We start from the raw sequence: 12,966 nt of genomic DNA on the forward strand, positions 1-12,966 counted from the left end.
TCAAGTATCAACTTGAGAGCAGCCCTTTGTCAGTGAATGTTAGAACGGTCGTACGCGTGCTATAAGGTTAGTCGCGAACCTGGCTTTCAAAATGCCCTTTATGAGCACCGTTACAATAAGGTTTGTTCGAAGAGAGTCCGCAACGACACAGGTAAATCTGTTCTTTCGTTTCCATGGGATCTCCTTCACCATCCATTAACGTAACGCCAGTTACAAGTAGGGGACCATTATCCAGAACTTTAATTTCTGCCACAACCATACGCCTCCAATTTTTTTGCCATCGTAGAAAGTATGAGGTTTTGTTTCCCGCAATCATCTTTCTACTGGCGAGAATAGTTCCTCTAACGCGGGCTGCATCTTTGCATAGCCGTGGGTAGAGGATTTCTCACCATTGTTGCCAGATGCGATTATCTATAATCAATTAGTGCCATAACAATAAAGAATTAAGCTTCAAGCGTGAGATAGGTGTAAAATAGGGGTATATACAGTGTAATTGCTGATGAATGGAGTGATCGCTACATGAATGCGTCCAAATATGAAAAGTATTTCACTATTGATGGCTTCTGGTCCAAGTTGAAAAAAGGTGCTAAGAAAGCCGGCAGTAAAGTAATTTATAGCGGATTGCTGCTTTTTTACGCATTGGATAGCCCGAAAACACCGCTCCGCGCAAAGGTTCAAATCTATGGTGCATTGGGGTATCTCATCTTGCCGTTAGATCTAATGCCTGATTTACTGCCGATTGTGGGATATGTGGATGATCTAAGTGCACTAGGTTTAGCCTTGGCAGCTGTGTCGAAGAGCATCGATGACGAGGTTAGGCGGAAAGCGAAGAGCAAGCTGAGGGATTTCCTTGGAGACGATGCTGTGAGCAGCAAAGATATTATCGATATTGATGGTCACGTAGTAGAGGAGCAGGGGAAAGCGAAGGACGATGACGTGCATGTGGAGAAGTAGTTGGTAGAGGGGAAGTGGCTAATCGCTTCGTTTAACTGGAAAATCTACAGCTATATTCACTGTTAACAGCTGGAAAATACGATTAATGGAAAATATGTCGTTATTTTCTTCGAACTCGCCGGTTCCGCTGAATACGAGCAAAATTAACGTCATAATTTCCAGCTATTTCACTTGAGTTGTGGAATAGCGCGGATTTAGCTGTACGTTTTCCAGCTATTCGTTTTCCAGCTATTCGTTTGATGGGGCAACCGTAGCTGAAGCAGTTGAGGTGTTTGTGGTCAGTCATGCAGTGACATTTATCTAACTAAATAGAATCAATGAACAAATAACCGACGAATAGAAACTTCGTCGGTTATTTGTTGCGCAGTTATTTCGCGACAACATAGATTTTAAACCTTCAACAACCAACCGAACGTGTCCGTAAGCTTCCCACTTTGAATACCGGTGATCGTTGTATATAGTCGCTCGACAAGCTCACCGATCTCTCCATGGTTGACGACCATCGGTGTACCGTTCCACAGTAGGCTGCCAATTGGCGATACAACCGCAGCGGTGCCGGTGCCGAATGCTTCTTCCAGCGTTCCATCCGCATGAGCCTTAACGATGTCATCGATTGAAATTTTTCGCTCAGAAACAGGGATACCCCATTCTTTCAGCAGGTGGATGATGCTTCCACGCGTGATTCCTTCGAGAATGCTGCCGCTTAGGCTAGGCGTGACGACTTCACCGTTAATTTTGAAAAAGACATTCATACTGCCGACTTCTTCTAAATATTTCTTCTCAATAGCGTCGAGCCATAAAACTTGAGCGCAGTTATTCTCTTTGGCCAGCATTTGTGCCTTCAAGCTAGCTGCGTAATTGCCGGCTACTTTGGCATTGCCTGTCCCGCCTTGCACGGATCGAGCATAATAGCTTTCCACAAGGATGTTAATTGGCTGCAGCCCCTCGTCATAGTAAGCATCAACAGGCGACATAATGATGATAAAGGAATACTGCATAGACGGGCGGACACCTAGAATCGCTTCCGTTGCAATAACGAAAGGGCGGATGTACAAGGAGGAGCCGTTCTTCTTCGGCACCCAAGCAGCATCAACACGAACTAGCTCCTGAATGGCACGGACAACGAATTCCTCATCTATTTGCGGGATACTGAGACGTTCACTAGAGCGGTTCAAACGTTTAGCATTTTGATCTGGTCGAAATAAAACAACGTCATCATTCTCGGTGCGAAATGCCTTCATACCTTCGAAAACGGCTTGCCCATAGTGGAAAACCATCGCCGCGGGATCATGGGAGATCGGACCATAAGGGATGATGCGCGGATCATGCCAGCCTTGGCCTTCTTCGTAATCCATCATAAACATGTGATTTGTAAATAGTTTTCCAAACCCCAGGTTTTCGTCTAAATTAGGCAGGGGCTTGCCCTTTACATTTTGTTCGATGCGAATGCTTCCGTACATACGTTGTGCCACCTTTCCTATTGAGGGTTCTCACAATCTTTTACCCTTAACTATAGAAAATTCGCAATCATTGATCAATTGCGATTTATCAATTACTATCATAGTTAATAGCTATGATCGGGGGGCGTCAGGTGGATTATCGATTGTTGGTGTATTTTTTGGCGGTGTGCGAGGAACTGCACTTCACCAAAGCAGCAGAAAGGCTGGGCATTAGTCAGCCTACACTTAGTCAACAGATCCGATTACTGGAGGATCGAGTGGGCTCTCCACTTTTTCAGCGAATCGGCAAAAAGATTTATGTGACCGAAGCGGGCGAGATTTTACGCAAGCATAGCCGGAATATTTTTCATGAGCTGGAGCAAGCGCAGATGGCAATGAATGAGCTCCAAGGCATGCAGCGCGGACGATTGCGAATCGGCTGTTCAGGGAATCATTTGCTGACGGCGACAATCATGACGTTTCATGCCAATTATCCCAAAATCGAGCTATCGGTGATGGAGTTGGCAACGGAAGAGACGAAAGAAAAGCTGCTGAGCAATGAGTTGGATGTGGGTGTTGTCTTTTTGCCTGAGGAGGACGAGCAGCTTCGATGTATGCCGTTATACCAAGAGAAGCTTCAACTTGTGGTGTCGGCTCAGCATGCATTTGCCCAAGAGCAGGTGAGGGAGATCAGGTTGGCGGAGTTGACCGAGATTCCAATAGCGATGCTGCAACAGAAGTTCTATGTTCGGCAAATGATGGATGATTGCTGTGCGCAGATTGGACTTGCTTGGAAGCCAATTGTGGAGCTCTCCACGCTCGAATCTTTGCTGCAAATGGCGAAAAATCATGTGTGTGGAGCCATATTGCCTCAATCCTATGTGGAGGGCATGGGCGATCAGATGCGTGAGCAGAAGCTGTGCGCAATCCCGATTATCGATCCCATTCCACAGAAGGAAGTGGGCATTGTGTATCGGAAAGATATGTTTTTGTGTAAAACGATGGATACGTTCGTGAAGCAGGTTATTCAGGAATTTGCTTAAGTGTGCAGGAAAGAGTGAGGGTATGGAGCAGATGAGTATGGAACATAAGAGTCTGGAAGATAAGAGTATCGAACATAAGAATATGGAACATAAGAATATGGAACATAAGAGTCTAGAACAAAGCGGGAAATATGTCTATGTATTTGCCTGTCATGAAGATGAACAGGCGTTGTGTCAGCTGGAGCTGCGCACATTGTTGGGTGCAGAGGCTGTGATTGAGGCGCGCTACGCCGTCAGCGCGCGCAGGGTGGAGCCGAGCCGCAGCCCGTTTCTGAAGCTGCGGATGGATGTTGCCTTTGAGGCCGACAGCCTGCCGGAGCTGGCCTCTGAACTAAAGACGTTGACCGTGCGCGGCGCAACGTTCAAGGTCGTGTTCGCGGAGACGGACACGGCGGTCAGTTATGACCGCCAGCGAAACGTCGAGCGCGAACTGGGGCTGGGGCTGCGCGGTAAGGCCGAGATGCGCAGGCCGGAGCAATACTTCGCCGTGACGGAGCTGGGAGGCCGGTGGTTGTTCGGCGAGGGCAGCTACGGCGAAGCCGTGTGGCTTCAGCATCAGCAGAAGCCACAGAACTACTCCACCGCCTTGGGGACGCGCCTCGCGCGGGCGGTGGTGAACATCGCCGTGCCCGAGGTGGCGGGCACGCGGGTCATTGACCCGTGCTGCGGCATCGGCACGGTGCTGGTGGAGGCGATGTCGATGGGGATCGACATCGTGGGTTACGACATTAACCCGCTGGCCGTACGCGGCGCGCGGGTGAATCTGGACCACTTCGGCATGCCGGATGTGGTCCAGGTTGCCGACATGCGGACGCTCGTTCCGCATCCTACGGCCCTGCAAGGCAGTCCAGAGCTCCTCTATGATGCGCTGATTCTGGACATGCCGTACAATCTGTGCTCGGTTCTGCCGGAGGATGAGAAGCTGGACATGCTGCAAACCGCCCGCCGATTAGCGCGGCGCGCGGTCATTATTACAACCGAGCAGATGGACCCGCTTTTAATCAAAGCTGGGTTTCACATCGACTCACGCTGCACCGTGAACAAAGGCAATTTCAGTCGGCAAATTATCGTCTGCGTCTAGCTTGTTTTAGTACATCATTTTCCCGAGCGGGCCGTCTTCCGCAATGATATCCTGGAGTTCATACACCGAAATTGGGAAGTATAGGAATCCATACACATAAGCGGCTAGTTCGTAAAGTTGGAAATAGATCACAAGCGATTTATCTGCGATATAGAAATCTTGATCAGGGCGAATGCCTTTAAACTCAACTAACAAGGGAATTTCGCGTTGTTTGATCTCGGCGGCAACGATATCACTAATTCTCTTGACGTAATCGCTGCCTGGTTTGAACAAATCTTTGAGGGTGTAGCTTTGCCCAGTTTCCGTGCTGAAAGTCAACGAATTCTGGATGGTCATTCCATGCGCTCCGCCAGAGAAAGCATAATTGAGCAATGACAAACTAAGCACGCGACGTTCATTCGTTTTGATTTCATAATAAGCGGTCACATCGGTTTCCGGGTTCTGCGGGAATCCTTGATCATGCAGCTGCTTGTTGACGGCATTGACAATCGTTGTATTGATTTTATGCTGTACCAGAGGGGCATTCAGATGAATAACAGCGGGGTACATCAGGTTTAATTTGCTCTTTAGCACTTTATAGGTTTGTATACTAACGGGTTGGTGTTCCAAGTCCAAGTCCTGGTCCATGTCTCTCATGTCTCTCATGTTTCATCATCCCAACGTTTTTGCTACACCATATTCAAAAACTGGGCGTTTGGTTCAATGGATGGAGGAATTCATACCCTTGCCAAAGATAAAGAGCTTTCCCTACATCGCGATTAGCGTGAGGGAAAGCTCTTTGTTTGGTGTGGAACTGAAGCGAATTATTCCTGTGAGGTGTTTTCCTCATCACTAGCATCGGATGTTGCACTTTGCAGCGCAGCAGATAATTCCTCTACCTGTTGCTGGGATTGGCTGTCTTCAGCATTCGCCTGAGCCGCATTAATTGCATGACTTACTACGTCGTCATTACTGTTGGTTGTTGACATGGTACAATCACCTCCTTCACGTTTTCGCCAGAAAACTGGCGTCGTAAGCATAAGCTAAGATTCAACCAACTAAGTATTCTTCGAATGGAGGAAAAATATGCAAGCATGACGCAAGTTTTTTGCTGACATCATTCCAAAATACCTGTGTTAAGAATCTTAACCTTAACTTGTGGCTTAATGCTGAGTTTCGGATACTGCTCGCGCCACCATTCGATGCCTCCAAATAGCTTCGGATGATAGGCTGAAACCTCATGTCCAAGCTGTAAGTAATCGCAATTCGTCCTTTGCAAGGTTGCAATCACGTTAGTCGCTTTTGCCGTAATATCAGCTGTGATTTGCTTTTCCAATTCTATGAGCATGTCTTTCGTATGTCTTTTAGAGTCAAGTCCTGCTTCGATTAATTTAATATCCAGATTTAACGAAATTTCAATGTCACGAAGACTGCCATCCTTATCGTTAATATGGAAATCCCGATGGGCGTTCTGCACCTGCGCCGAGTAATTCTTTCCGTCCAATTTACCCGTAATCAGCTGGTTTTTGCCCGATGTGCCACCCAAAAGAGTGGCGAAGATGGTATCCTCATCACCCAGATTGATGCCGGTATATGTCCCGTCTCGAAACAAGGAGGTACCCGCTAGACGAACCCCGTTCTCGTAAGGCTCGAACCGATTAAGTGCGAAGTCGTTAAGGAACCCCGCTCCCCCGAGTATAAATTGAACTAATTTGTTTAAAGGGATTTTCCCCCTCTTCTTCTCCTCTTCTAATAAACCTACCAGAAATTCCGATAAGGTCTGATCTTTAATTTTCTTCTTATTCAGCAGCGTCGAAAGATCGCCGTCATACACCGCCAGATAGCCGTATAACGGATTGGCGATGAATTGGCTGGTAATATTCAGATAGTTCAGCGGCTGATCTTTGGCGAATCGGGTGCTTATTAGAAATAATCTGGTTTCCAGTACAGAAAGAACGCCAGGAAATTCTTTGTTTGTTTTACTTACGGCGTCATAGATGTTATCGCCTGTTGACTCCACGAATATGTTGTTCGGACTGCCTCCCCCTTGATTGGCATTCTGAAGCGAGGAAATGACATAGCTGACCTTAAGCTGCTTGCTGTCACCCTCGTAATCTACTCCAATTACATCGACAAAAAGCAGCTTCTTCAGCTGAGACTGATCCCAGCATCCTGTCAGCAGTAAGCAGATGAGTAGCGCTGATATCACTCTCACTCTCTTCATATCTCTTTCCTCCCAGCGCCCCGGAGCCCGGAAATGATGAGAAGAACGACGGGCAAAGCGACGACTAACGTGACTGATACGAAATCCTGAATCGCGGCAATCTGCAAGATGTCGTTCCGCTTCGTTAAGAAGAAACCTCCAAGGAAACATAGCGCGACCATCGTCCATACCCAAACATGCTGCTTACCCAAGCCCTTGCTGCGTAGATGCAGGAATGCTTTAACAGCCATAAAGAAATACACATAAATCGTCGCCGAAACAATACATACATAGAAGATGAGGAACAAGATGTCAATGCTCTGCAAGATATCAACGCGATAGTTTTTTAATATAAAAATAATAGGTTCCGGAATAACCTCAAGTTGTTTCAAGTTGAACTTCATTGAGCAGATCAGGCAAACGGCAATATAAAACACGGCTGTGGAGGCGTTCGCTAGCGTCATCGAAAGCAGCAGCTTTTTTTTGCTTTGTACTTGTACGTACGGGTAAGCATAAAGGAGCAGGTCGTAACCAACATAAGCGCTAAATGCGGAATAGGTGCCCTTCAGAACAGGATACCAACCCTCTGGTAAAATCGGCAGCAAATTTTTCACATTTAGCCCGTAGATTCCGCTAAATACGATAAGCAAAAAGCTGATGTAAGCGAAGACCATAAAGGTTTGCGATACATTAGCAAGCTGTTTCAACGTTGAAGTGGCTGCATAGCCGCAGACTAGGAGAAGCATGAGAATCAGAACCCAGCTAGGCGTGAGTGGGAACAGCCATCTTTTTAAGATGTCGCTATAAAGTATTGTCAGCAAAAGTCCGGAAATGGCGTAATAGCATCCAAATATTAAATTGATACTAGCTCCAATGGGTTTACCTACAATAAGTGGGATATAGGTATAGAAGTTACGCTTAGGGTAACGGCTGCCTAGCCACCAAAGCAGCGTGATCCCTACTTGTGCAGTGAGAGCAGCCAGGAGGACAGCCAGCCATGTATCATGGCCTGCAACTCTCGCTTCTACATGGGGCAGGGATAATACTTCAGTTCCGAGCTGAACCATAATAACTAGCGAGACCAGCTGTCTTCTTGAGATGGTTTCTTCTTTTTTCAACGCTTCCAACTCCTTGGATTCCGGATCCGTATGTGATTGCTCGAAACCGCTCCTATCGGGCGTTTACGCGTGCTCCAAAGCGGTGCCCGAAACAGCGTATCCTTCGTATCACGAAAGGAGAAGGGCGGTGTATAATACGGGAGTCCCAGCGTTGTCATCTGGCACAGATGGATACAAATCATCATGAAGAAGAATGCGAGGCCAAACAAGCCGAACAACGAGGAAAGAAGGAGCGCAGGATAGCTTAGCAGGCGAACTGCACTGCTCATCTCGTAAGAAGGCAAGACAAAGGAGGCTAGTCCGGTTAAAGCAGTTACGATAACAATGGTATTGGAAACCAAATTGGCCTGCACAACCACTGTTCCGATAACAATACCGCCCACTACGCCAATGGTTTGGCCGACGGGACTCGCCAGCCGAATGGTCGCTTCTCTTAAAATCTCAAGCATGAACATCATCGAAAGCGCTTCGAGTACCGGTGGGAACGTGACGAATTTCAGTGAGCTCTGCAGCGTATTGACGAAATTGATCGGCAGCAGTTGTGGATTAAAGGCACTAACCGCTACGTAAACGGCAGGCAGGCCAATCGTAATGAAAAGGCAGCTAATGCGTAACAGCCGAAAAAAAGTGCCGAGCAGCCAACTGACTTGGTAATCATCAGGACTTTGGAAGAAAGACCAGAATGTTACCGGCAGAATGATCGTGTCTGGTGACCCTGCCGTTCCAATGACGACTTTCCCCTCCATTAAATAGGCGCGCGCGCGGTCTGGACGTTCCGTAATAAGCAGTTGTGGAAATAGGCTGAATTTCTTCTCCCCGATCATCTCATCGATAAATCCTGGGGCCTCGATATAGTCAAGATCAATACTTTTTAGCCTCTTGTCTATTTCCTCTACGATCGCTGTTTTTGCAATCGACTTGATGTACATGACAGCGACCTTCGTCCGCGAGAGTCGGCCAATTGTATATGTTTTTACGACGAATTCGGTAGAGTTAATTAGCTTGCGCATCAGGTTGATATTGGTATCTAAGTTTTCAATGAACGCTTCGTTCGCACCGCGTAAAACCCGTTCGTTGGTCGGGATATTGATGGATCGTTCCTTCTTTAAATCCACCCCGAGCAGGTAAAGCTTACTGTCTCCGCCTGGATAGAGTACGACTTTACCGCACAAAATGGCCTGAACCGCTTCCTCCAAGTGCTCCGTTTCGGCATAGTCGAGTATCGACACTACCTCGCGGATTGCATCCTGAGGATGGAGAAACAGCGGCTTCAGAATAAAATCTTGAACGAGGGACGAATCGACCAACGTGTCGAAATAAAACAGCTTAAACACAGTTCCTCCAATGAGCAACTCTTTCGATTGGAAGTCACTCTGTTCGGAGAAAAGTTGTTTGAAATAGAACTCTGCCGCTTCAATCGATGGATTTTGTTTCACACGTATCCCTCCCTCATCATCACTTCTCCTTACTTTAACCTGTAAATTCCATAAATATGTAAAAGCTGTCGGTGAGAATTTAATTGATGGATATGCTTTAGATACATTTTGTTATAGGTATTTCCTATGAAATAATAGTGATTTATGTATTTCACAAATAGAGATAAGGAGCGCATAATAGAAGAAAATGGAAAGAGGAGAGTGCGACATGGGGAAATCGTTCGAGGCACTTTTACCGGAGCATGAGGCATTTATCGCCAAGCAACATATCTTCTTCGTTGGTTCAGCACCATTATCTGCGGAAGGGCATGTCAATATTTCACCGAAGGGACACGATGTGCTGCGGATTCTATCGGCCAATCAAGTGGCCTATCTGGATTTAACAGGGAGTGGGAATGAAACCAGCGCACATCTAGCGGAAAATGGCCGCATCACCATCATGTTCATGGCTATCGAGGGACCGCCAAAGATTATAAGACTATATGGCAAAGGCCGTGTGATACTGTCTGGATCTGACGAGTGGGATCGGTTGGCACCGAAGTTCGAATTGCTGCCAGGGGTGCGGCAAATCATGGTCGTTGACATTCACGAGGTGAAGTCATCCTGCGGATTCAGCGTTCCTTTTTACACCTATGAAGGTGAGCGAAATACGTTGCAAAATTGGGCGGCGAAGCAAGGGGACGAAGGATTGCACGCCTATTGGCAGAAGAAAAATATGACGAGCATGGACGGACTTCCGACACCGATCGGCGAGAAGTTATCCACAGACAATATGTGAAACTGCTCCATGTGGTAATTTCCATTTGATTCGTCATTAGGATGCATAATTACATCCGAGTCGGAGGAAACTACTACCAAAAAGGAAGCTCCGTATATGGAATTGACGCAATGGATCCGCGAGAGGCTGCAAGATCGTTTAGACATGGTCTCGCAAAGGATTGAGCAGGATGACTTCATCTGCACAATTTACTATATGATGGATGCAATTGATTTGGAGATGCTGCAAACGCATGTACTGCGTAAGTTGCTGCTGCCATATTCGGGACGCAGCGACGAGCGTCTCCAAAGCATTTTTCAGAGTTACACGTTTTTTCCGACTACGTATAACGTTACACATACGCCAGAAGAAGCGCTAAAAGGCTTGTTCGACGGGTATGTCTTACTATGTATTTCGGGTGAGACAGCGGGCGTCTTGTTCCCATTTCCTCAAAAAGCGAAGCGAGAAGTTAGTGTATCTGAGAATGAGAAGACCATTCGAGGCCCGAAGGAATCCTTCGTAGAAGATGTATGGACGAACTTGTCACTCATCCGTCAGCGCATCAAAAGCGAAAATCTTGTCGTTGAGCAATTTATTATCGGAAGCGAATCACGAACCATTGTTCTTCTGGTCTATATGAATGGTCGCTGTGCCCCTGATATGGTGCAGCAATTTAAAACGAAACTTCAGGAGATTCGAACGGACCGTCTTCCGGGCAGCAGCTTTCTAGAAGAGTTACTAGACGAACGTCTTATATCTCCATTTCCGAAAATGCTGAATACAGAGAGACCTGATGTGGTGGTTTCTTCGTTATTTGAAGGACGCTTGGCGTTACTGACAGACGGAACACCAAGTAATTTGGTCGCCCCTGCGACCTTATTGTCGTTTATGCAGTCGGCGGAGGATTATTATCAGCGCTATTTCTACAGCAGTTGGATCCGTCTGCTGCGATACATATTTGTTGCTGTTAGTTTAGTTTTGCCATCAGCTTATGTGGCCATTACAACCTTCCATCCAGAGATGCTTCCCTATAATATGCTGATCTCTTTGGCCGCAAGCAGGGATATTGTACCGTTCCCAGCGATCTTGGAGGCCTTAATTATGGAGGTAACGTTTGAAGTTATGCGAGAAGCTGGGCAGCGTATCCCTACAACGATGGGACAGACGATCTCCATCGTCGGAGCCATTGTCATAGGGGAAGCGGCTGTTCAGGCTGGCATCGTGAGTGCGCCGATGGTTATTATTGTTGCCCTTACTGGGATTTCTTCCTTTGTTGTACCGCATTTCTCATTAACCTTAACGATTCGAATCCTGAGATTCGGGCTATTGTTTATCTCGGCCATATTTGGGCTTCTCGGATTATTGATTGGGGTCTTTTTTATTTATATTCATTTGTTATCGATGGAGTCTTATGGCACGCCTTATCTTTCTCCGTTCATTCCTTTTAAGTCTGAACAGATGAGGGATGCCGCTGGCCGATTTCCTTGGACGAATTGGATTAGCAAAAAACGACCTTGATCAATCAGGGAGGGGCTGCCATGTTGCGAAATATAAAGCGTGTCGTTGTTATGCTGGTGCTTATTACGGCTGTCCCAACAGGGTTAACCGGATGCTGGTCCAAACAAGAACTCAATGACCGCACCTTCGTATCGACGATGCTTGTTGATTTGAACGAAGATGGACAGACCGAAGTTTCTACGCTGTTCATGTTGCCAAATCGCATATCTAATGGAGTCAATTCGAATAGTGTTAATCAAAAACCGTTCGTATCGATTTCGGGCAAAGGCTCCGATGTCGCTGAGGCGCTCCAGCATATTCAGGCGGAGTTACCTAGATCGGTTACGTGGGGACAGATGCAAGTCGTCGTGATTGGTGATCGTTTCGCACGTGCAGGGTTGACCCCTCTGTTTGATCATTTGATTCGTGCAACGGACTTCAGGTTGCCGATCTATGTGTTTTATTTCAACGGCCTCGCCAGGAATCTAGCGAAGTTAGAATCTGTGTTTGAGCGGTTCCCCACTGAAATTTGGCGAGAATCAGCGCATACCAAGCGAATTCCTCCAATCAGAATCCGAGAATTATTATATGCCCAATGGAATAACTTAGGGGACTCTTATATTCCGGAGTTAACTTTGCGTGACCTTAACCTGCTGACAGAAGCTAAGACTGTGAAGTGGTCGGGGGTTGGAGGCGCAGCCATCATGAAAAATGGCGCCGTTATAGGTAGATTTACGAATGAAGAAGCGATGGGCATTTTAATCATGATGAATCAGATTCCTGAATTGATCATTACGGGGAAACTCCCAGATAAACAAGGTGTTTTCAGTGCTAGGCTTATTGATGTGAAGCATAGGACGCGAGCGATTCGTAACGGGAGTGGGGTCACGATTCAGGTATCTATTCAGGCAAGAGCAGATCTCATTTCCATTGAATCCAATATGAACTTAAGCTCCACAGAAAATATTAAATTGGTGGAGGCGGCAGTGAATGATCGTGTTAAACAAATGGTTCAATCTGCTGCAGATAAAGCGCAAGAGCATCAGGCTGATGTATTTCAGTGGAGCGAGTTAGTGAAATATAAATACCCCAGGATGTGGCAGGAATGGGGGGAAAGCCCCCGCGAGATGATGTTTACACATACGGATCCGGAATTTCATGTTCATGTGGGCTTGCGAAGCACGGGTATAAGCCGTTCAGCGAAACTTTGAATTCGAAAGGAGATCATAGTCCTTGTTGTATTTGACCATAGGTATTGCTTGTATCCTGTTCTATCAAATATCGCTGCTGCGACGTCAATCCGTAAGCCCGAAAGAAAGGAGACTTGCTCTGTCGGTTACCGGTGTCGCGTTTGTTTTTGGCACCATCAGTATCTTCTGGCCGGAGTGGGTAAATCCCAGTCAGGCAATTCGATTGCTATTTGAGCCGATTCAAAACTTCATTATTCAAGGATAGGCAT

At 46.7% G+C, this 12,966-nt stretch carries 15 protein-coding genes; 7 read left to right on the forward strand and 8 right to left on the reverse strand.

Annotated elements, in window-relative coordinates; all coding sequences use genetic code 11:
• Positions 1-67: 67 nt before the first annotated feature.
• Positions 68-259, reverse strand: a complete 192-nt coding sequence (locus ACSQ8O_RS32430) for a CDGSH iron-sulfur domain-containing protein (protein WP_056610876.1) — start codon at positions 257-259, stop codon at positions 68-70.
• A gap of 260 nt (positions 260-519) precedes the next feature.
• Here ACSQ8O_RS32430 and ACSQ8O_RS32435 point away from each other — a divergent pair, with 260 nt between their 5' ends.
• Positions 520-954 (forward strand): DUF1232 domain-containing protein, encoded by a 435-nt coding sequence (locus tag ACSQ8O_RS32435; protein WP_236287979.1) that lies wholly within the window; start codon positions 520-522, stop codon positions 952-954.
• Positions 955-972: 18 nt separating this feature from the next.
• Here the strand turns inward: ACSQ8O_RS32435 and ACSQ8O_RS32440 are convergent, their stop codons facing one another.
• Together ACSQ8O_RS32440 and ACSQ8O_RS32445 are read right to left on the reverse strand one after the other, a co-directional pair.
• Entirely contained in the window at positions 973-1,107 is a 135-nt protein-coding gene (locus ACSQ8O_RS32440) for a hypothetical protein (protein WP_436245063.1), read from the reverse strand.
• Between the two features lie 236 nt (positions 1,108-1,343).
• On the reverse strand, positions 1,344-2,414 hold the full coding sequence (locus ACSQ8O_RS32445; RefSeq protein ID WP_436245064.1) for a branched-chain amino acid aminotransferase: 1,071 nt from the start codon (positions 2,412-2,414) through the stop codon (positions 1,344-1,346).
• A gap of 131 nt (positions 2,415-2,545) precedes the next feature.
• On the opposite strand from ACSQ8O_RS32445, the gene ACSQ8O_RS32450 reads away from it, so the two are divergent.
• Together ACSQ8O_RS32450 and ACSQ8O_RS32455 are read left to right on the forward strand one after the other, a co-directional pair.
• Positions 2,546-3,436, forward strand: coding sequence for a LysR family transcriptional regulator (locus ACSQ8O_RS32450; protein WP_436245065.1), 891 nt, complete (start codon positions 2,546-2,548; stop codon positions 3,434-3,436).
• Positions 3,437-3,473: 37 nt separating this feature from the next.
• Complete coding sequence (locus ACSQ8O_RS32455; protein ID WP_436245066.1) at positions 3,474-4,517, forward strand: TRM11 family SAM-dependent methyltransferase; 1,044 nt, start codon at positions 3,474-3,476, stop codon at positions 4,515-4,517.
• 6 nt (positions 4,518-4,523) lie between these two features.
• Here ACSQ8O_RS32455 and ACSQ8O_RS32460 read toward each other — a convergent pair whose 3' ends face one another.
• The 5 genes from ACSQ8O_RS32460 to ACSQ8O_RS32480 form a co-directional block, all read right to left on the reverse strand.
• Positions 4,524-5,162: a DUF3298 and DUF4163 domain-containing protein gene (locus ACSQ8O_RS32460; protein WP_436245067.1), complete on the reverse strand. Its 639-nt coding sequence runs from the start codon at positions 5,160-5,162 to the stop codon at positions 4,524-4,526.
• Between the two features lie 158 nt (positions 5,163-5,320).
• Positions 5,321-5,485, reverse strand: coding sequence for a hypothetical protein (locus ACSQ8O_RS32465; RefSeq protein ID WP_157264846.1), 165 nt, complete (start codon positions 5,483-5,485; stop codon positions 5,321-5,323).
• 128 nt (positions 5,486-5,613) lie between these two features.
• A complete protein-coding gene (locus ACSQ8O_RS32470) occupies positions 5,614-6,720 on the reverse strand; it encodes a Ger(x)C family spore germination protein (RefSeq protein ID WP_436245068.1) in 1,107 nt (368 codons plus the stop codon).
• On the reverse strand, positions 6,717-7,817 hold the full coding sequence (locus ACSQ8O_RS32475; RefSeq protein ID WP_436245069.1) for a GerAB/ArcD/ProY family transporter: 1,101 nt from the start codon (positions 7,815-7,817) through the stop codon (positions 6,717-6,719). Before ACSQ8O_RS32475 ends, ACSQ8O_RS32470 begins: the two co-directional genes overlap by 4 nt.
• Positions 7,814-9,253 carry a spore germination protein gene (locus ACSQ8O_RS32480; RefSeq protein ID WP_436245070.1) on the reverse strand — a complete coding sequence of 480 codons (1,440 nt, stop codon included), beginning with the start codon at positions 9,251-9,253 and terminating at the stop codon, positions 7,814-7,816. Before ACSQ8O_RS32480 ends, ACSQ8O_RS32475 begins: the two co-directional genes overlap by 4 nt.
• A 208-nt stretch (positions 9,254-9,461) precedes the next feature.
• Between ACSQ8O_RS32480 and ACSQ8O_RS32485 the strand changes: the two genes are divergently transcribed.
• From ACSQ8O_RS32485 to ACSQ8O_RS32500, 4 genes are all read left to right on the forward strand, one after another.
• Positions 9,462-10,031 carry a pyridoxamine 5'-phosphate oxidase family protein gene (locus ACSQ8O_RS32485; RefSeq protein ID WP_436245071.1) on the forward strand — a complete coding sequence of 190 codons (570 nt, stop codon included), beginning with the start codon at positions 9,462-9,464 and terminating at the stop codon, positions 10,029-10,031.
• A gap of 96 nt (positions 10,032-10,127) precedes the next feature.
• Complete coding sequence (locus ACSQ8O_RS32490) at positions 10,128-11,528, forward strand: spore germination protein (RefSeq protein ID WP_436245072.1); 1,401 nt, start codon at positions 10,128-10,130, stop codon at positions 11,526-11,528.
• A 20-nt stretch (positions 11,529-11,548) separates the two neighbouring features.
• Complete coding sequence (locus ACSQ8O_RS32495) at positions 11,549-12,718, forward strand: Ger(x)C family spore germination protein (RefSeq protein WP_436245073.1); 1,170 nt, start codon at positions 11,549-11,551, stop codon at positions 12,716-12,718.
• Between the two features lie 22 nt (positions 12,719-12,740).
• A complete protein-coding gene (locus tag ACSQ8O_RS32500; protein WP_436245074.1) occupies positions 12,741-12,962 on the forward strand; it encodes a hypothetical protein in 222 nt (73 codons plus the stop codon).
• Positions 12,963-12,966: the final 4 nt, after the last annotated feature.

Source organism: Paenibacillus sp. LjRoot56 (assembly GCF_964253335.1).
GTDB lineage: Bacteria > Bacillota > Bacilli > Paenibacillales > NBRC-103111 > Paenibacillus_E > Paenibacillus_E allorhizoplanae.

Bases quoted from the DNA above. Each gene is read 5' to 3' on its own strand.
- ACSQ8O_RS32430 (WP_056610876.1), bottom strand. From the start codon at position 259: ATGGTTGTGGCAGAAATTAAAGTTCTGGATAATGGTCCCCTACTTGTA.
- ACSQ8O_RS32435 (WP_236287979.1), top strand. From the start codon at position 520: ATGAATGCGTCCAAATATGAAAAGTATTTCACTATTGATGGCTTCTGG.
- ACSQ8O_RS32440 (WP_436245063.1), bottom strand. From the start codon at position 1,107: ATGACGTTAATTTTGCTCGTATTCAGCGGAACCGGCGAGTTCGAAGAA.
- ACSQ8O_RS32445 (WP_436245064.1), bottom strand. From the start codon at position 2,414: ATGTACGGAAGCATTCGCATCGAACAAAATGTAAAGGGCAAGCCCCTG.
- ACSQ8O_RS32455 (WP_436245066.1), top strand. From the start codon at position 3,474: ATGGAACATAAGAGTCTGGAAGATAAGAGTATCGAACATAAGAATATG.
- ACSQ8O_RS32460 (WP_436245067.1), bottom strand. From the start codon at position 5,162: ATGAGAGACATGAGAGACATGGACCAGGACTTGGACTTGGAACACCAA.
- ACSQ8O_RS32465 (WP_157264846.1), bottom strand. From the start codon at position 5,485: ATGTCAACAACCAACAGTAATGACGACGTAGTAAGTCATGCAATTAAT.
- ACSQ8O_RS32470 (WP_436245068.1), bottom strand. From the start codon at position 6,720: ATGAAGAGAGTGAGAGTGATATCAGCGCTACTCATCTGCTTACTGCTG.
- ACSQ8O_RS32485 (WP_436245071.1), top strand. From the start codon at position 9,462: ATGGGGAAATCGTTCGAGGCACTTTTACCGGAGCATGAGGCATTTATC.
- ACSQ8O_RS32490 (WP_436245072.1), top strand. From the start codon at position 10,128: ATGGAATTGACGCAATGGATCCGCGAGAGGCTGCAAGATCGTTTAGAC.
- ACSQ8O_RS32495 (WP_436245073.1), top strand. From the start codon at position 11,549: ATGTTGCGAAATATAAAGCGTGTCGTTGTTATGCTGGTGCTTATTACG.